The 19540-nt window shown below is 38.2% G+C and carries 17 protein-coding genes; 14 read left to right on the top strand and 3 right to left on the bottom strand.

The features are described from left to right. The first annotated feature begins 7 nt into the window (after nucleotides 1–7). From SFC47_RS21245 to SFC47_RS21230, 4 genes are all read left to right on the top strand, one after another. Nucleotides 8–3253, top strand: a complete 3246-nt coding sequence (locus tag SFC47_RS21245) for a response regulator (RefSeq protein WP_411256513.1) — start codon at nucleotides 8–10, stop codon at nucleotides 3251–3253. A 23-nt stretch (nucleotides 3254–3276) separates the two neighbouring features. Beyond that, complete coding sequence (locus SFC47_RS21240; protein WP_411256512.1) at nucleotides 3277–4119, top strand: CheR family methyltransferase; 843 nt, start codon at nucleotides 3277–3279, stop codon at nucleotides 4117–4119. Between the two features lie 238 nt (nucleotides 4120–4357). Continuing rightward, on the top strand, nucleotides 4358–6823 hold the full coding sequence (locus SFC47_RS21235; RefSeq protein ID WP_411256511.1) for an EAL domain-containing protein: 2466 nt from the start codon (nucleotides 4358–4360) through the stop codon (nucleotides 6821–6823). A gap of 6 nt (nucleotides 6824–6829) precedes the next feature. Continuing rightward, a complete protein-coding gene (locus SFC47_RS21230) occupies nucleotides 6830–8167 on the top strand; it encodes a diguanylate cyclase (protein WP_411256510.1) in 1338 nt (445 codons plus the stop codon). A gap of 33 nt (nucleotides 8168–8200) precedes the next feature. Here the strand turns inward: SFC47_RS21230 and SFC47_RS21225 are convergent, their stop codons facing one another. Further along, the gene (locus SFC47_RS21225; RefSeq protein WP_411256509.1) at nucleotides 8201–8785 is read right to left on the bottom strand and encodes a YdcF family protein; all 585 of its coding nucleotides are present in this window, start codon (nucleotides 8783–8785) and stop codon (nucleotides 8201–8203) included. A 144-nt stretch (nucleotides 8786–8929) separates the two neighbouring features. Here SFC47_RS21225 and SFC47_RS21220 point away from each other — a divergent pair, with 144 nt between their 5' ends. From SFC47_RS21220 to SFC47_RS21195, 6 genes are read left to right on the top strand one after another with little or no spacing between them, the layout of a single operon-like run. After that, nucleotides 8930–10033 carry an MFS transporter gene (locus tag SFC47_RS21220; RefSeq protein ID WP_411256508.1) on the top strand — a complete coding sequence of 368 codons (1104 nt, stop codon included), beginning with the start codon at nucleotides 8930–8932 and terminating at the stop codon, nucleotides 10031–10033. After that, on the top strand, nucleotides 10034–12196 hold the full coding sequence (gene fdhF / locus SFC47_RS21215) for a formate dehydrogenase subunit alpha (RefSeq protein ID WP_411256507.1): 2163 nt from the start codon (nucleotides 10034–10036) through the stop codon (nucleotides 12194–12196). Beyond that, nucleotides 12189–12758: a 4Fe-4S dicluster domain-containing protein gene (locus SFC47_RS21210; RefSeq protein WP_411256505.1), complete on the top strand. Its 570-nt coding sequence runs from the start codon at nucleotides 12189–12191 to the stop codon at nucleotides 12756–12758. The genes fdhF and SFC47_RS21210 overlap by 8 nt, the downstream gene beginning before the upstream one ends. Beyond that, nucleotides 12755–13258, top strand: a complete 504-nt coding sequence (locus SFC47_RS21205) for a QcrA and Rieske domain-containing protein (protein WP_411256503.1) — start codon at nucleotides 12755–12757, stop codon at nucleotides 13256–13258. The genes SFC47_RS21210 and SFC47_RS21205 overlap by 4 nt, the downstream gene beginning before the upstream one ends. Before the next feature lie 11 nt (nucleotides 13259–13269). Then, complete coding sequence (locus tag SFC47_RS21200) at nucleotides 13270–13464, top strand: hypothetical protein (RefSeq protein WP_411256501.1); 195 nt, start codon at nucleotides 13270–13272, stop codon at nucleotides 13462–13464. 16 nt (nucleotides 13465–13480) lie between these two features. Then, on the top strand, nucleotides 13481–13816 hold the full coding sequence (locus SFC47_RS21195) for a group I truncated hemoglobin (RefSeq protein WP_411256500.1): 336 nt from the start codon (nucleotides 13481–13483) through the stop codon (nucleotides 13814–13816). Nucleotides 13817–13854: 38 nt separating this feature from the next. Here the strand turns inward: SFC47_RS21195 and SFC47_RS21190 are convergent, their stop codons facing one another. Beyond that, nucleotides 13855–14592: an Mrp/NBP35 family ATP-binding protein gene (locus SFC47_RS21190; RefSeq protein ID WP_411256499.1), complete on the bottom strand. Its 738-nt coding sequence runs from the start codon at nucleotides 14590–14592 to the stop codon at nucleotides 13855–13857. Nucleotides 14593–14608: 16 nt separating this feature from the next. Further along, nucleotides 14609–14968 (bottom strand): hypothetical protein, encoded by a 360-nt coding sequence (locus SFC47_RS21185; RefSeq protein WP_411256498.1) that lies wholly within the window; start codon nucleotides 14966–14968, stop codon nucleotides 14609–14611. Nucleotides 14969–15223: 255 nt separating this feature from the next. Here SFC47_RS21185 and argC point away from each other — a divergent pair, with 255 nt between their 5' ends. From argC to argD, 4 genes are read left to right on the top strand one after another with little or no spacing between them, the layout of a single operon-like run. Continuing rightward, nucleotides 15224–16261, top strand: a complete 1038-nt coding sequence (gene argC, locus SFC47_RS21180; protein WP_411256497.1) for an N-acetyl-gamma-glutamyl-phosphate reductase — start codon at nucleotides 15224–15226, stop codon at nucleotides 16259–16261. Nucleotides 16262–16301: 40 nt separating this feature from the next. Beyond that, entirely contained in the window at nucleotides 16302–17528 is a 1227-nt protein-coding gene (gene argJ / locus SFC47_RS21175) for a bifunctional ornithine acetyltransferase/N-acetylglutamate synthase (RefSeq protein WP_411256496.1), read from the top strand. A gap of 13 nt (nucleotides 17529–17541) precedes the next feature. After that, entirely contained in the window at nucleotides 17542–18336 is a 795-nt protein-coding gene (gene argB / locus SFC47_RS21170; RefSeq protein ID WP_411256495.1) for an acetylglutamate kinase, read from the top strand. Then, nucleotides 18336–19535 (top strand): acetylornithine transaminase, encoded by a 1200-nt coding sequence (gene argD, locus SFC47_RS21165; RefSeq protein WP_411256494.1) that lies wholly within the window; start codon nucleotides 18336–18338, stop codon nucleotides 19533–19535. The genes argB and argD overlap by 1 nt, the downstream gene beginning before the upstream one ends. Nucleotides 19536–19540 lie beyond the last annotated feature (5 nt).

Raw genomic sequence — 19540 nt, 5'->3', positions numbered from 1 at the left:
GTACCTCATGAAAATCAAAACTAAATTATTACTAGGGCTCAGCGCCAAACCTCTTATCATCATTCTGCTTATTATAACTGGCTTCGTTGAAATGAATAGTTTAACCAAACTGAATGAGACTACCCAGAATAATTACCAATTATCTCTATTGGCAGAGCGGCTTCACACAGATGTTAAGAAAGAAGCGATAAGCCTAAGAAATATTGTCATATTTTCAGACGATAAACTAATCGAAAAGGAATTGGATACCTTACAGAAAATCCAGGATTCCATCGGTCGAAACATTGTAGAGATGGAAACAAAAGTGAATTCTAAAGAGCAAAAAATATTGGTCGGTAAATTAAATGCAACGAACGCAAAGTTTAATGCTTACGCATCGGATGTAACAAGTTTACTTGCACAGGGAAAAAAGGCTGAAGCGATTACCCTCATAAAAAATAGCAGCACTACTATTCACAATGAATTTCTCACTATAGTGACTGAAATGGGCATCCAATTTGAAACAAACATGGTGTCATCATTTAGTAAGGTCACAACAGATTTTAAACAACAAATATGGTTACTCAGTCTTATTTCTTTATTAAGTGTCTTACTGGTAACTTCATTTGTCTTCCGTACGGTTTGGTCCTTTGCTTTCAGATTAAGTAAAGTATCCGATGTAATGAAAAAAATCGCGAATGGCAGTGTAAAGCTGACTGAAAAGGTTGAAGTTCTAGGCATGGATGAAATTGATGAAATTGCTGACTCTTTTAATAGAATGACTGCTACTTTAAGTGAGCATAGAGCAAAGGAACAAAATCTGCTATGGGTTAAAACCAATAGTGCAGACGTCATTACAAGTATAAGTGGTACCCATAATTTAAAATCGCTGTCACAAACATTTCTTTCAAAGGTTGTTCCATTACTCGATTCAAGTCATGCAGTGATGTATGTGAAAGATAGTAAAAATCAAAACAGTGAAACACTCTTTACTCTACTAGCCTCCTATGCTTTTAGAGAAGATGAAAATCATCCTGAAAGTATTCTCCCAGGAGATGGGCTTATTGGACAGGCTATTCAAGAAAAGAGAACAATCGCCTTAACTGATGTACCGTCGAATTATATAAGGGTTAGGTCAGGATTAGGTGAAGCAGGACCGAGCAGTATAGCAATCATCCCTGTCATTTTTGAAGGAGATGTACTAGCAGTTATAGAATTTGCTTCCTTCCAATCATTTAGTGCAAACCACCATGCTTTATTAGCTGAAATAATTGACAGCTTTGGAATCATCCTCGATAGTGTGTTTGGAAGAATTAAATTAGCTCAAGTATTGGAAGAAACACAGGTGCTAATGGAAGAGGTTCAAGCACAATCAGAGGAATTACAATCGCAGCAGGAGGAACTGAGGATAACAAATGAAGAGCTGGAGGAACAAACCCAGGCCCTTCGTAACTCGGAAGAAATCCTTCAGTCACAGCAGGAAGAATTGGAAGAGACGAATGCGGAATTACTTGAAAAGGCAAAGATTCTTGAAGAACAAAATAAAATGTTTGAACAGACCAATCGGGAAGTGGAAAATGCCCGTGTTAAACTTGAAGAAAAAGCAAAGCAGCTGGCATTAAACTCAAAATATAAATCTGAGTTTTTAGCAAACATGTCCCATGAGCTCCGTACCCCTTTAAATAGTTTATTAATACTATCTAAATTGCTTGCTGATAATCAAACAGGAAATTTATCAGGAAAACAAGTGAAATATGCAGAAACAATTTATTCTTCTGGCAGTGACCTATTAACGTTAATTAACGACATATTAGACCTTGCAAAAATTGAATCTGGTAAAATGGAAGTCATTTCAGGTAAGGTTTTTCTAAACGATTTAGCAGATTTCGCTGAAAGCAGGTTCCGGCCTATTGCTAATGAAAAGAACCTCACGTTTAAGATATCCTTGGAAGAAAACCTTCCACCATATATCTATAATGATGAACAAAGATTACAGCAAATCTTGAAAAATTTACTGGCCAATGCCTTTAAGTTTACGCATCAAGGAGAAGTAAGGCTTGTAATACGAAGTGAGTCAGATTCGTCTGTTGCTTTTTCTGTTATCGATACAGGAATAGGGATACCACAAGATAAGCAGGAATTAATTTTTCAAGCATTCCAGCAAGCTGACGGGACAACAAGTAGAAAATATGGCGGGACTGGTTTAGGCTTGTCCATCTCGAGAGAGTGTGCCGAGTTAATAAATGGTGAGATTACAGTTTGCAGTGAAGAGAATAAGGGGAGTGAATTTACTTTATATGTTAGAGAGATAGGGAATGGAGGCAGTGATTCGGGGCAGGCTATGATCGCCCTTGATGAGGCAGCCGTTTCAAATGAAACATTTGAGGATGAACAAAATGATTATACTCCTATTTCTCAATTGTCAGAGCAGATACAAATCTTTGAGCCAAAAAGGAATATCATGAAATTATTAATTGTCGACGAGGATCTAAAACAACGTACAAGTTTAATGGAACTAATTGGTGAAAAGGACGTTATTATTAAAGCTGTTTCAACTGCATCAGAAGCATTTGATGTATTAAAGGTTAATCATTTTGATTGTATGATTCTAGATTTAGGTATTGGGGAAACCAATGGCTTTGAATTACTCGAAAACATAAAAGTGAATGAACAATTTGAAAGCTTACATGTTCTTATCTACACAGGACGTCATTTAACCAAAAAGGAGGAAACCTTCCTAAATAGATATGTTCATTCGATTATTATTAAGGATACTCATTCCCCGCAGCGACTAAAAGATGAACTTGATCTATTGTTAAGTGGAAGAGAAGAACATAACCTGATAAATGAAGAATTAGACCTTAGTATGAATGCTAATCATACAGGACTAGAAGGAAAAAAAATACTCTTAGTAGACGACGATGTCCGGAATGTATATGCATTAATGAGCTTCTTAGAACAATATAATATGGAAATCACATTTGCTGAAAACGGCAGGGAAAGCCTCGAAGTTTTAGAAGGAAATTCAGATTTCGACTTGATCTTAATGGATATCATGATGCCAGAAATGGATGGATATGAAGCGATAAAGAGGATAAGAGGAATTTCACTCTACCATAACTTGCCTATCATTGCCTTAACAGCAAAAGCGATGAAGGAAGATCGACAGAAATGTCTAGAAGCAGGTGCTTCCGATTATATTGTGAAACCATTTGACCCGGATCAGTTGATTTCATTGATTCGAGTGTGGCTTTATCAAAAAAATGAAAAATGAATGTCTAAGGGTTGAGGGACAAAATGGATAACTATCAACAAGGCGCTGATGTACATCTTGAAAAGCTGGAAATACAACTATTATTACAAGGGTTATATTCTTGGTGTGGATATGATTTTAGGAATTATGCTTATAATTCTATTAGAAGGAGAATCTGGCACCGGGTACATGCAGAAAAGCTAACAAGTATTACAGGACTATTAGATAAAGTCCTGCATGATTCATCTTGTTTGCAAAGATTAATCGCAGATTTCTCCATTAATGTTACGGAAATGTTTCGAGACCCAGCGTTTTTTCTAAGATTTAGAGAACAGGTGGTACCGCTATTACGTACCTATCCGTCTATAAGAATTTGGCATGCAGGCTGCTCTACAGGTGAAGAGGTTTATTCGATGGCGATGCTTCTACATGAGGAGGGTCTGTATGAAAAGACAAAAATTTATGCAACGGATATCAATGCAGATGTACTAAAAACGGCAAAAGAAGGGCTTTTTCCTATTGAAAATATGAAAAAGTATACAAGCAATTATATAAATGCCGGCGGTATAAAGGCATTCTCTGATTATTATCAGGTTACCAAAAATGGGGTGAAATTTCATTCTTATCTCACCCAAAATGTTGTCTTTGCTCAGCATAACTTAGTCACAGACCATTCATTTAATGAGTTCCATGTTATCCTCTGCAGAAATGTACTTATTTACTTTAATAAAGATTTGCAAGATAAGGTGCATGAACTGTTTTATGAAAGCTTGGGAATGTTCGGTGTATTAGGTCTAGGTGATAAAGAAACGATTACCTTTACTAAAAAGGCAGGTTCCTACGAGCCAATAAGCAAAACTCATAAGTTATATAAAAAAATTAAATAGTGATTGTGTATACTTTTTAGGCCATTACGGCCTATTTTTTTTGCTTGCTTTTCATTTCCTATATAGGAAGGTATTCCTGATTTCATGGATATAAGAAATAGGGAAGGATTGGTGATATATTGTATCGCTGTCCTTGTTGCATACTGAGTGTAAGAAACATTAGGAAAGTGAAACAAATACATAGGAAATCAACAAGAACAATTTTCTTATCATAATTTTCAGGAATGGGGAATAAATAGTGGCAGTATTGAACATGGTAAAGAGTCCTTCTGTTGATTCAGAGAACCCGAACTTCTTATCACTAATCGATCATCATCCAGATACAATTTATGCAATGGACCTAAGTGGGAATATTTTGAGTTGTAATAATAATATAGAAGGTATACTTGGTTATACATCAAGTGAGATTCATGGTCCATTTCATAGAGTAATAAGAAAAGATAATTTGAATAAAGTGGTGAAACATTTTGAAAAGGCGGTTGCGGGCAAAGTCCAAAATTATTGTTGTATTACCATACATAAAGAAGGGCATTTTGTAGACCTGCAGATTACCAATATTCCGATGTTCTCAAATGGAAAGATTGCAGGAGTATACGGAATTGCAAAGGATATAACGAAAATAAAACTTACTGAGGCAAGGTTAAAGGAGAATGAAATACAATTTCATCATATTTTTAATAGTCTCGAGGTTGTTGTTTGGTCCTGGGATATTCGGCAGCATAAATTACTTTACGTATCAAAAGCAGTTGAAACTATTTCCGGTATGAACGCCAAAGATTTTAAAAAGGGTTTTCGAAATTGGAAGGAACTGATTCATCCTGAAGATATGGAAGAGTTTAAGAGGAACCAAACTGAGCTTAGAAAAGGGGTTCCTTGTCAATATCAGTACAGGATTACGGATGTCTTAGGGAAGGTAAAATGGGTGGAAGCAAGGACGTTCCCGGTCTTAAATCCTGAAGGGGAATTGGTAAGGTTAGATGGTTTAATAACTGACATAAGTAAACAGAAGCTAGAGGATGAAAAAATAAATTTTTACGCTTATCACGATTATTTAACTGGATTACCGAATAGACGCAAGTTCGAGGCAGAATTGGAAAAAGTAATCTTTGAAAAACAAGCAAATGCAGAAGAATTTGCTTTACTATATTTAGACTTGGACCGCTTTAAGTTTGTTAATGATACATTAGGTCATATGGTAGGGGATGAGCTCCTTAAGAGAGTTTCAACTAGATTAAGTAAGCATCTTAGATCCAAAGACCATTTATCAAGACTCGGCGGGGATGAATTTGCAATCATTCTCAGTCAACTCAGTGATTCGAATGAATCTATTACAATAGCCTCAAACATAATAGAAGACATAGAAAGATATTTTAAGGTGAATGAGTATGACCTGCACATTACAACCAGTATAGGAATTGGCATCTATCCCCAAGATGGTCAAACTGTTTCTGATTTACTAGCAAATACAGATGTAGCACTTTACCGTGCGAAAGCAATGGGAAAGAACAATTTACAATTGTACACACCATCTATGAATATTGAGTCTTATAAAAAATTTATTTTGGAAAATGATCTGCGAAGCGCTGATTTTGATAAGGAATTCATGCTCCAATATCAGCCTAAGGTCGATCCTAATACAAGGCAAACTGTAGGTGCAGAAGCTCTAATTCGCTGGAATCATCCTGAATGGGGGATGTTGAGCCCAGCTGAATTTATTCCTCTAGCAGAAGAAACAAATATTATATTTGAATTAGGGGATTGGGTAGTATCTACCGTTTGTAAGCAGATTAATCAGTGGAAAATGGAGGGGAAACCAATTATTCCCGTGTCCATTAATATTAGCCCGAAACGTTTCTTAAAGGATGACTTAGTTACAAAATTAGTAAAGATCCTTGATGAGACCAATGTAGAGACCAAATGGCTGGAGTTCGAAATCACGGAGACCTCTATCATTCAAAATGAGGAAAAATCTTTGGCAATCATAAAGTTATTGAAAGAAATAGGAATTACGATTTCTTTAGATGACTTCGGTACAGGGTATTCTTCGATTAGTTACTTGAAAAAGTTTAAAGTCGAATACTTGAAAATTGATCGTTCGTTTATTAATGGCATTAAATCCTGTTCAGATGACGAGGCCATCGTTAAGTCCATTCTGCATTTAGCACATGATTTAAATATGAAGGTAGTGGCTGAAGGAGTAGAAACTCAAGAACAGCTCGCTTTTTTGGTACAACATCAATGTGATGTAATTCAAGGTTATTTGTTTAGCAAACCTTTGGATGTGGAAAGCTTTACGGAACTACTCTCAGACAGTCAACAGCATATTGTAAAGAAAATTGACAAGCATAATAAAATTCAAGAAAAAAGAGAGTTTTTTAGAATCGATATACCCAAACCAATCCAGGCAAAAATGATTATTAGTCAAATCAGTGGAGTTCCAATCCTTTTAGGAGATACCTGTGTGGTAATTGAAAATATCGGAATTGGAGGTTTGCGGTTTTCAACAAAACTACAGCTTCCTGTATTAAAAAATCTAAAAATAACAATTGAAACAAATGCTTTTCATCAGCCATTAAGAGTAGAAGGTCAAATTTTATGGAAAGAAGAACTTGATACAAATCGGTATCAGTATGGATTAGAATTTAATCTGAATGAGGATGACAGAGCTTGGCTTAATGCTGAGATAAGTGGATTGAAAATATAATTGATTATGAGAGGGTTTAGTTTAATGGTTGAAAAACTTGATTTAGAGATGTTAAATAGGCTCGACTTGTTCTTTCAGTTGTTTAATAATATGACTGATTTAGTATATTTGACCAAAGTAAATAGTAATAAAACGTTTAGCTACGTTCTTTTAAATAAACCAGCTAAAGACCTTTATGGATTAACAAATGAATCCTTTGGCAAGCCGATAGAAGAGGTTTTGCCGAGGAATGCTTATCAAATTATCAAGAGAAAATACGAAGAGGTAATGAAAAAGAGAAAACCAATTGTATATGAAGACCATGTCAGCGTCCCCAGTCTATCCCCTAAAGGTTCCAAACTGATTGAGACCATTTATTGGGAATCTACAATCACTCCGGTGTTCAATCCAGAGGGTGAATGTACTCATTTGTTAGCCATCGTCCGTAATCTAACAGAACAGAAACAGAAAGAAAACGAAATAAAAAGAATCAATGAACGCTTTGAACTCGTTTGGAATAGTGTTGCTGATGTCATGTTTATATTTGATAAGAATGAAAATATTGTATCGGTTAATAAAGCCTTTGAAAAATTATTAGGCTGGACACAAGAAGAAATAATAAAGGATAAGTTTTTGAGTATTATACCTGAAGATGGTAAAGCAGAACTTAGAACTATCATTGAAAGAGTAAAACTAGGCGAGACAGTGGCTGCACAAGAGGTAAAGCGAATTACAAAAAGTGGGGAAATGATGTTTTTTCTTGGCTCATTTTCGCCTCTATATGATCAGAACGGTGATTGGGATGGAGGGGTTGTGGCATATAAAGACATCACGGAAAGAAAGAAATATGAAGATATGTTAAAAGAGTTAGCTCTTCATGACCCATTAACTGGTCTTCCTAATAGAACATACTTTTCACAATGTCTAAAAACAGAGATGGAAAAAGCAAAAGATTCGAAACTGTTGCTTTCATTATCTGTACTTGATATCGACCACTTTAAAGAAATTAATGATACTTATGGCCATGACATTGGGGATGAGCTGTTAAAGGAATTTGCCATACGCGTTAAAAAAGCGATTAGAAAAAATGATTTTCTTGCAAGAATAGGAGGAGATGAATTTGTCATTCTCATACCCGAACTTACAGAAAAGACAACGGTTATTGAAATAGCTGAGAGAATCCAGCAATGTCTAAGTGATGAGTGGAGTATTGCTGATAAAAAACTAAAAATTTCTGCAAGTATTGGCATAGCATTTTACAGCCAATTAGATATAGAAGAAAAAACTCTATTTAAAAATGCTGATACTGCGCTATATGAAGTAAAGAAAATGGGGAGAAATAATTACCAAATATATAATGATTAAAAAACCGGCTAATATTAAATTGGCCGGTTTCTATTAATTAAAAAGGGTAACAAGATAATATTTTGTAATCGCGAGATACTCTCTTAGATATGATTTTGGAATCGCGACTAGAGGTGTTTCTGCGGGAAGCCCTTGTAAGTTCAATCCTTGGTCCTTAGCAATTAACTTTGCACGGTAAAGATGAAAGTCATTCGTTACTGCTAGACCAGTTTCGAGATGGTCCGGAATCAGTTTCTTTGAAAACCGGATATTTTCAACTGTATCTGTTGACCTATCTTCTAGTATTATTCTATTACTAGAAATTCCATGTGCAAGTAAGCCCGCTTTAATCGCTTCTGCCTCTGAAATATCTTCTCCTGGTCCTTGTCCTCCTGATGCAATCGCAATGGTTTCTTTATTGTTTTTCATATAGTCAGCAGCAGCATCTATCCGATATTGAAGGGACAGTGAAGGTATTTCACCTTTTACTCGTGCTCCTAGAATAATGAGATAGTCAGCATCCAACGGTACTTTAATAGTCGTGTGGTCTCTAATCAAAGAATGTAAGAAAGCGAAGTATAGAATCATACTGAGAGTAAGCACACCTAGAACCATAAAAAATTTGTTTCTTTTCCTCATCAAATCCATCCCTCTATGTAAAATCTTTCTATTTTTTATTCTACCATAATCAAATTATCCTTCCCTATGTATGTTAAATTACTGGGAATTTTTTTATAATCCCTTGGCATACTAAACGAGACAAAGAGTAAAGGAGTTTGGCATATGAATTTTTATCCCTATGAAGAAGATTCACTGCTATTTTCAAAGAAGTCAGCACGAAACGTTTTTATCGTGTTAGTGATTGTTTTCTTTTCAGTTTATATTGGGTCAGAACAATTTGGATATTTTGATATGGCTTTGTACGGATATTTATGGGCAACTATTTTGTGCTTTGTGCTCTTAACAATCAGAATTACCTCTTGGACCCTTAGGCCGCCCACTAGAAGGCTATGGAAACAAGGAATTAAAATGATGTTTAGCAGAAAGGGACTCGCATTTGTGTTTAAGACTTTGTATTCCAATATTGGAGAGCAAAGGTTTATTAGAAATCGTTCTGTTTACCGCTGGGCACAGCATATGTTCATTTCTTGGGGAGTTATATTCTCTTTCGCGATTACCTTTTCCCTTGTCCTAAATTGGCTCCATTTTGAGTTGGTAGAACCTAAAACCTATGCAGCAGTGGTATTCGGAATCCCGCTATTTCGTATGGGAGTTGACTCTCCGCTGGCCATTGCTATTTACCACGGCTTAAACTGGACAGGAATTGCAGTCATAATTGGCTGCGGTATGGCATTATATCGAAGAGTTACAGATGAGAAAAAGCTTGTGGAGCAATCTAAAGAATATGATTTCTTTCCACTTTTTCTACTAATAGCAATCTCAATAACTGGCTCCTTATTAACTGTGTCTGCATTGTGGATGGAGGGGGCATTCTACTTAGGAATTGCACTTAGTCACCAAGTAACCGTCATTGTATTTCTTTTATATTTTCCTTTCAGCAAGTTCTGGCATCTGCCGCTCAGGTTCCTCGCTGTAATGGTTCCGATGTACCACGCAATGGGAGAACAGAAGCAATGTGCTAGATGTGGTATAGAATATGCGACGGCCACACAAATCAAGGATGTACAATTGGCTTTAGAAAAAAGACACTTGTCTGTTCCAATTGATCATACTACCCTGCATTTTTCAGATCTATGCTCACAATGCCGCAGGGTTAGTCACAGGCTGGGTGCTTACGGGGCAGCCGTTCATTTCCGAAAGGCGAACCTTGTGTTAGAAAGCAATCAGAAAAATGGACTTCAATTGAAGAAGGGAGGAGATCAATAAATGGGTCATGCACAAAATAAAGATTACGCACAAAAAGATTATGATGCGATACTGCGAGACGGTGAAGAGCTGATTTCTACGCATTGCTGTTTCTGCGGGATGCAGTGCGGGATGAACATTCGCGTCAACAAAGAGGATAAATCAGTCCTTGGTGTTGAGCCTAGATATGATTTTCCAATGAATGGGGGAAGGCTTTGTCCGAAGGGAGTAAGTGCTTACCGGCAGGCAGAGCATGTGGAACGGCTCAAGCACCCGCTGATTCGGAAAAATGGCAAGCTTGAACAAGCTACATGGGATGAAGCAATGGATTTAATTGTATCGAAAATCCAAGAAATCCAAGGCAAGTATGGAAAAGATGCTTTTGGAATTTATAGCGGCTCTTCCATGACAAACGAAAAATGCTATTTAATGGGTAAATTTGCACGGATTGGACTTGGAACAAAGAACATTGATTACAATGGACGCTATTGTATGTCATCGGCATCTGTCGGCTTTAATCAAAGTATCGGAATTGATCGAGGCTCAACTAATCCTTGGTCAGACATCAAGTTTGCAGACGTTTTGTTGATTGCCGGATCGAATACGGCTGAATGCCACCCGCTATCGATGCCTTATATTTGGGGAGCAAGAGATCGAGGAGCCAAATTAATAGTTGTCGATCCTAGACAGACAAAAACAGCACTCGTTGCAGATGTTCATCTAGATATAAGGCCGGGAACAGATGTAGCGATCGCGAATGGGCTCTTGCATGTCATGATTGAAGAGGACTTAGTTGACCATGACTTTATTCAAAACCATACAACTGGTTATGAAGAATTAAAGGAACTTGTAAAGAAATACACACCAGCATATGTTTCTGAAATAACGGGGGTTGCTGTTGACAAAATCATAACGGCAGCAAGATTGTTCGGTCAGGCTAAAACCGGGATGACCATGTTCGCCCGTGGTGTTGAGCAGCATGCAACAGGTACAGATTCCGTTTCAAACTATGTAAATCTGTGTTTAGTAACTGGAAAAATGGGGAAAAAGGGCTCTGGTGTTGCAACCTTTACAGGTCAGGGAAATGGCCAAGGCGGAAGGGAGCATGGTCAAAAAACAGATCAGCTGCCAGGGTTCAGAAAAATTACCGATCCAAAAGCCCGTGAATATATCGCCGGCGTGTGGGGAGTTGATGAATCAGAAATTCCAGGTCCAGGCTTATCAGCTTTTGAGATGCTGCAGGCACTAGGAAAAGAAATTAAAGGTCTATTACTGGTATGCAGCAATCCAATCGTTTCCTCTCCTACTGTTGGGGATGTTGGTGAGTACCTGAAGAGTTTGGACTTTTTTGTTTGTATGGATTTCTTTTTATCAGAATCAGCAGAGCAGGCAGATGTTGTTCTTCCGTCAACGGTTTGGGTAGAAGACAATGGAACCATGACGAATGTGGAAGGCCGGGTACTGCGAGTAAAAGGTATTGACCGTACACCTGGTGAAACAAAACGGGATTGGAAGATTATTTGTGAGATTGCCGAACGACTCGGCAGGGGACAATATTTTCAATTTAATTCACCGGAGGATATCTTTAACGAGCTGCGGGTAGCAAGTAAAGGCGGGACAGCAGATTATTACGGAATTACCTATGAAAAACTTGATAAAATGCAGGGAGTATTTTGGCCATGCCCAACAGAGGAATCAGAGGGGCTGCCTAGACTATTTGAGGATTTGAAGTTTAATTTCCCTGATGGAAAAGCTAGAATCTTAGCCTTTGAACATAAAGGTCCGAATGAGAAGACAAGCAAAGAATACCCTATTATCTTATCAACCGGCCGGGTTGTTTTTCACTATTTAAGTGGAAATCAAACGCGCAGGATCGAAGCACTTCGTAATTTTTGCCCTGATCCATATGTGGAAATTCACCCAAACTTAGCAAAAAAATATAACATCGAACATGGAGATCCAGTAAAGGTATCAAGCCCAAGGGGCAGTATCGAACTCCCAGCCAGAGTAACAAAAATTACGAGAGAGGACATGGTGTTTGTTCCCTATCATTGGGGTAAATCCTTGGCAATCAATCATTTGACAAACCCGGCACTGGAACCAAAATCAAAAATACCTGAATTCAAGGTCTGTGCAGTCAAAATAGAAAAGATTGCCTCAGGGGCAGGTGAAAAACATGGCTAAGGTTCTATACATTGATTACGAAAGATGTATTGCCTGCCGGGCATGTGTCATTGGATGTGAGGAATGCAGCGGACATGATCATTTATCAAGAATGTTTGTGGACGAGTTAAATCCAGGCGAAACGGTTGCAGCCTCACCAACCCCTTGTATGCATTGTGTAACGCCAGCATGTGCGGAATCTTGTCCGGTACAAGCAATTTCGATTGCAGATGATGGAACGGTATTATCCGCATCTATGGAAAAATGCATTGGCTGTAAAAATTGTACGTATGCTTGTCCTTTTGGAATTCCAAGAGTTGATGATGTCAAAAAGGTCATGTATAAGTGTGATATGTGTTATGACCGTACATCTAAGGGGAGACCGCCAATGTGTGCAAGTGTTTGTCCGACGGATACAATTCGTTTTGTGGATGAACACGAAATTAAATCAGAACCACCTAAAGAAGTTCAGTTTAAGTGGGATTTCGGCGGCACAGTCATTGAAACCAGGACTGTTATTGGAATGCCGGATACCGAAACAAACAGATATGGATTTAGAGAAGGCGATGGTGTTCAATCATGAAGAAAATAGAGGGATTTCTTCGTAAGTTGTCTTTTAATATCAGAAGAGATAAAGAATTAGAATTAAATAGAAGAGGATTTATTGCTTCTTCCTTATCGCTAATGGGCATATTATTTGTAAGTTCAACCCCTTTAATGGCATTATCGAAAAATCGTGAAGTAGAAGCTCATGAATCAGAGATGTTTATCGTGAATGAAGACGATATTGCTGTGGGGCAGAGTTTTTCTTTCTCCTATCCTGAAGAAAATGATTCTGCTATCTTGGTGAGAATCTCTGAAAAGGAATATAGGGCGTATAACAGCAAATGTACTCATTTAATGTGTCCGGTTTATTGGGAGAAGGATACAGGAAAGTTAACCTGCCCATGTCATAATGGCTTCTTTAATGTAGAAGATGGGTCTGTTCTTGCAGGCCCGCCCCCAAGGGCGCTGCCGTCTATTAAGTTGAAATTTAAAGGTAAAAAAATCTACGCGGTTGGAATTACTCAGGCTCAGCACTAGGAGGGAATTCAATGAAAATGGCATGGTGGATTTTTATGAGTCTCTTGACCGTGCAAATTATCCTTATTCAATACATGGTAGAGGAATATTTAGCGGGTCATTACACAAACCTTCTATATTATGTATTGGCATTAGGATTTATGTTTATCTTGACACTTATCACATATCTCTTCTTTAGAAGAGTGGATAAAGTGATGGATCACTAAAGGAGGCTTTAGAAAAATGCACATTAATGATGAAAAAATAACTTCTGTCGTCAAAGATTTCTTCCATAAAATTCATGCAGATGATCTGATGAGCAAATTTTTTAAGGATCATGATCAGGAAAGAATTCAGCATCACCCACAGACATTTTTAGAGCATGGATTGGGTGAAGGCAGATATAGTAATGAACAGATTGCAAATGCCCATAAAGATATTCCAATCAACGATGAGCATTTTGAAGCGATGGTTAGTAATTTTATCACAACACTAGATGACCATGGATTTAGTAGTGAGGACAAACAGAAAATACAGGGGATTTTGCAAGGATATAAAGGAGATATTCTAGGAAAGTGAAAGGGTGGTGCCCCTTATATTGGGACACCACCCTTTCTTTATGCGATTGAATCTTGAACTTTATCTGCTAATTCGTTGTATTTATCAAAGAGTAAGGTACCTCTTTTGTAGATAGAAGGTTCATAATCATTTTCTTTTGGAGCTAAAATTGGCAGCTGGGCAATGAGATTCGTTCCTAGTTTAGATGCTAGCTGCTCTGAACCGCCTTTACCAAACAGATAATACTTTTGCTCGAGATCTGGCGGCTGAAAATAAGCCATATTCTCGACAATACCTAAGATATTATGGTTATTGTTTGCCGCCATCTTCCCCGCTCTTTCTGCGACATGTGAAGCAGTTGGATGCGGTGTAGTGACAACAATTTGATTAGAACTTGGAATCAGGCGGTTCACGTCCATCGCAACATCACCTGTCCCAGGCGGCATATCGATTATGCAGTAATCCAAAGGTCCCCATATCACTTCATTTATAAATTGATTAATGACCTTCCCGAGCATAGGTCCCCGCCAAACAACAGGGTCATTATTCTTGACGATAAATCCCATCGACATAATTTTAACTCCATGCGATTCCACGGGAATAATTTTATTATTCATCGATTTCGGACCAAAACTAATATTCATCATGTTAGGTATACTGCTTCCATATATATCAAAATCAATTAAGCCTACTGCTTTTCCCTGTCTGGCTAAGGATACGGCAAGATTAGCTGAAACAGTTGATTTTCCAACTCCGCCTTTACCTGAAATCACTGAAATGACTTTTCCAGATAACATTTAATCACCTCTTGGTTTATAGACAATTTTTCATAGAGCTTTGGAGATACTGTATCCAAGGCTCCCAATTTTTTATCATATAGGCAGGTTCACCGTTTGAAAGATACCCTAAAAAACTCTTAGAATCATCGACTATCACATCATTCCCTTCTCGTATACGAGAGATTAAGTCATGAATGATGATATATTCCTCTAACAATAACTCGCTTGAATATACAAGCTTCACTCCGTTTTGGCTTATGTAGACATCGCCAAGTGATCTGTCAGAGTTATCAAGATAGATTTCGTAATGGGTGTCCTTTCTCTTTTTTAGAAAAGGTAAGTCGTATTTGGCAAAATCAACTTCTTTATGAAAGGTTAATGTTGTAATTAGCAATATCGGTACCTCCTTATCTTTCTCTAACAGTATTTACCATTAGGCCTAATAAAAAACATCATTCTGAAGGAATTGGAAATATGCGTAAGGACTGCATAATATTTGCATATTAATACAGCAGATAATGTAAGCGTTTACAAATATACTACTAAAAAAATTCAATAAAAACTGAAAATTAAGCCATTATTTCCTTGAATAATTATTACATCGTATGTATAATGATTCATTATAAAAGGAAACGCAGGAGTGAACGAGATGAGAGCAGCGATTATTGGAGGGACTGGGTATGGAGCAATTGAATTGATCCGATTAATTCAAAACCACCCTCATTTAGAGGTTGGCACGGTGGTTTCAAACTCGCAGGCAGGTTCCGATTTTAGTGACAGTTATCCACATCTGTCTAACATAGTTAATCAAACACTTGAAAAATTTGATGCAAAAAAGATAAGCAGGGAAAATGAAATTGTATTTCTAGCAACGCCTTCGGGTGTTAGCAGCTCATTAGCTCCGCAGCTTGTAGATACGGGGATAAAAGTAATCGACCTTTCAGGAGATTTCCGGTTAAGGTCACAAAATGAATATGAAACTTGGTATAAGCACCCTGCGCCAGATGAGCAATATTTAAGCAGGGCAGTTTATGGATTGAGTGAGATTTATGAAGAAGAAATTAGAGGTGCAAGTCTCATTGCTAACCCGGGCTGCTACCCAACTGCGACGAGCCTCGGTTTGCTGCCCATTTTGAAATCAAATCTTGCTGACTTAAAATCTATCATTATTGATGCAAAGTCAGGGGTATCGGGTGCTGGCAGAGGTCTTTCATTAACAGCCCATTACGCTGAAATAAATGAAAATCTAAAAGCTTATAAGCTTGGAGCACATCAACATATTCCGGAAATTGAACAAGTCCTAAAAGATGAAACAGGCAGGATGGTAACGATTTCGTTTACAACACATTTGATTCCGATGACTAGAGGAATTATGATAACCGCCTATGTGAATTTATTGGGGAAAACATCAACGAATGAAGTGAATGAATTGTATAAACAGTTTTATGAAAATCATCCTTTTGTAAGGGTTCGGCCGGTCGGTGCTTATCCTTCTACAAAAGAGGTAAGCGGAAGCAACTACTGCGATATAGGCTTGCATGTTGACCCGCGAACCAATCGACTTACAATCATTTCAGTCATTGATAATTTAGTTAAAGGTGCCGCAGGGCAGGCGATACAAAATGCAAACATAATGAACAATTGGGATGTCAGGACGGGACTTAATAGCATACCAATGTATCCTTGATAGTTTACGAGTTACCTAGAATAAGGGGGAAATTAAATTGATGCCAGCCATATCAAATAAAGAGATTGTTGTTTTAGAAGAAGGAAGTGTCACTTTGCCGCAGGGGTTCACGGCTGGAGGCATGCATTGCGGGATTAAAAGAAAACGCCTTGATCTTGGTTATATTGTATCGGAAGTTCCAGCAACAGTTGCTGGCGTGTATACAACAAATATTTTTCAAGCAGCTCCCCTTTTGGTGACTCAAGAGAGTATCGCAAAAGAAAATAAGATTCAAGCTATCATCGTCAATTCTGGAAATGCAAATGCCTGCACAGGGGAACAGGGTATGTTAGATGCGTATGAAATGCAAAAAGGGTTTGCAAGTGAGCTTGGCATTGAAAAGCACCTTGTTGCTGTTACATCCACTGGGGTAATTGGTGAACTTTTACCGATGGAAAAAGTAAAAACGGGTATTAATCAGATCCTGCAGTCTAAATATGCAACTGAAGAAAATTTTAAAAATGCAATCTTAACCACAGATACTTGCATGAAGCAGATTGCTGTTCAAATAAAAATTGATGGAAAAACAATTTCAATAGGCGGCGCGGCCAAGGGATCAGGTATGATTCACCCAAATATGGCAACCATGCTTGGTTTTATCACAACCGACGCCAATATTGCTCATGAGGATTTACATGCAGCGTTAAAAGATATAACGAATCAAACCTTCAACATGATTACAGTCGATGGAGATACAAGTACAAATGATATGGTGCTGGTCTTGGCAAACGGGTTAGCAGGAAATGATGTGCTGACAAAAGACCATCCGGACTGGGAGTTATTCAAATCAGGTTTAAAGCTGGTAAGTGAAGAGCTTGCTAAAAAGATTGCAAGAGACGGTGAAGGAGCCACTAAGCTTGTTGAAGTTCAAGTAAACGGCGCATATAGCCACGAAGCAGCTAGAGCTGTAGGAAAATCGATTATCTCATCTAATCTTGTAAAAACAGCTATTTATGGTACTGATCCTAACTGGGGAAGAATTGTTACCGCGATTGGATATTCTGGAATACCGGTGGAACCTAATGCATTGAAAGTAGCGATTGGTCCATACAAAGTATTCGAAAATGGTTTACCTAGTCCGATTGTTGAAGAAGAAGTAAAAGAGTACTTAGAAATGGAAACCGTAAAAATTATCGTTGAACTAAACCAAGGTAATGAAAGTGCAACGGCATGGGGCTGCGATTTAACCTACGATTATGTAAAAATCAACGCATCCTACCGCACGTAATGGAGGGATAAAGATGAACTTTATAGTCATTAAGTGTGGCGGAAGTGTGTTAGAAAATCTGCCAAAGTCCTTTTATGAAGATGTCATATCCCTTCATCAAAAAGGTGAATGTATACCGATCATCGTCCACGGCGGCGGTCCGCTTATTAACAAGTTATTGAAAAGCTTAAACGTAGAAACCACCTTTGTAAATGGTTTAAGAGTAACCAATCACGAGGTATTGGATATCGTAGAAATGGTTCTTAGTGGAACGGTAAATAAACAGGTAGTACGGAACATCATTGAGGCAGGCGGCAGTTCATTTGGTGTCAGCGGAGTGGATGGACGTTTGTTAAAAGCCATTCCAACACCAGATGAAAGCTTAGGGTTTGTAGGCGAAGTCGTTGAAGTGAATACAGAAGCAATAGTCAGTATTGTCGAGCAAGGTCATATTCCTGTCGTTTCACCCATCGGGATTGATGAAAATGGGCAGAGATACAATATAAATGGCGATGTTGCAGCCAGTGCAGTAGCGAAGGCGCTGGGAGCAAATCTTTGCTTTATCTCTGACATACCAGGAATTCTAGTTGAGCAAAATGGTGAAAAGTTCAAATTAGATAAGGTTACAAAAGAAAAAGTGGAGGAATTGATTGACGACAATACCATTTATGGCGGGATGATTCCGAAGGTAAAAGCTGCGATTGATGGATTAGTTCATAAAATACCGATGGTGGGTATTATTGATGGTTTTGAGAAAAATAGCTTGGTAGAATATGTGAACGGTAAAAATATTGGAACAAAAATTGTTTTAGAAGAGGAGATAGCCTAATGACCATTAAAACTTCCGTCTCCCCAAATTCGCCAGTAATGGCTACGTATAGCCGCTTTCCTATTACATTGGTAAAGGGGAAGGGAAGCTATGTATGGGATGATCAAGGAAAAAAATACTTAGATTTTACATCGGGAATTGCCACTTGTAACTTGGGCCATGTGCCTGATGTGGTAAAAGAAAAAATTGAGAATCAGCTTCAAGATCTGTGGCACTGCTCAAATCTATATAACATTCCCAACCAAGAGGAGCTGGCTGCTCTTCTTACAGCCAATAGCTGTGGAGACCAAGTTTTCTTTTGCAACAGTGGAGCGGAAGCGAATGAGGCTGCCATAAAGCTGGCAAGAAGATATGCACAGAAGGTGAAAGGAACAGGTTCTTTCGGAGTCATTACCTTTCAGCAATCCTTTCATGGCAGAACATTAGCAACATTATCTGCAACAGGACAGGAAAAAATCCAACAGGGATTTGCTCCGCTAGTGAAAGGTTTTAGTTATCTGCCGTTTAATGATATTGCTGCACTTGATCAGTTAAAAACGCTTCAGCCAGCAGCGATTTTACTGGAGCTTGTCCAGGGTGAAGGTGGAGTCATTCCAGCCAATCACGACTGGGTAAAGAAAATTGCTGAGATCTGTGAAGAGAAAGACATCCTTTTGATGGTCGACGAAATTCAAACTGGATTTGGCCGGACCGGCACACTGTTTGCTTATGAACAATACGGTATAGAACCGGATGTCATCAGTGTAGCAAAAGGGCTTGGTTCAGGTTTCCCAATTGGAGCTATTATTGCAAAAGAGAAGGCTGCAAAAGCGTTCGAACCTGGTACCCACGGAAGTACCTTTGGCGGCAATCCATTAGCAACAGCTGCTGGAGTGGCGACTGTGTCTCACATCATTGAGAGTAATCTATTGGAGCATGTTAATGAAATTTCACTGTACTTTGATGAAGTGTTATCTGTATTTAAAGAAAAGTACACTTTTATAGAAGGTATTAGAGGAAAAGGTCTCCTAAAAGGGATCGTTGCCGGAAGTAAGGCTCCTCAAATTGTTCAAAAGGCAATTGAAAATAAACTGTTGATTCTAACAGCTGGACCAAATGTTGTTAGACTGCTTCCGCCATTAACGGCATCTAAAGAAGAAGTGAACGAATTTATAGAAGCGTTGGAAAAAACATTCCAAAGTATAGAGAAAGGCGAGTGAGTGTT

The organism is Neobacillus niacini (assembly GCF_046591715.1).
GTDB classification, from domain to species: domain Bacteria; phylum Bacillota; class Bacilli; order Bacillales; family Cytobacillaceae; genus Neobacillus; species Neobacillus niacini_L.
Note: the sequence above shows the minus strand (reverse complement) of the source record. Positions and strands in the feature narration are given on the sequence as shown.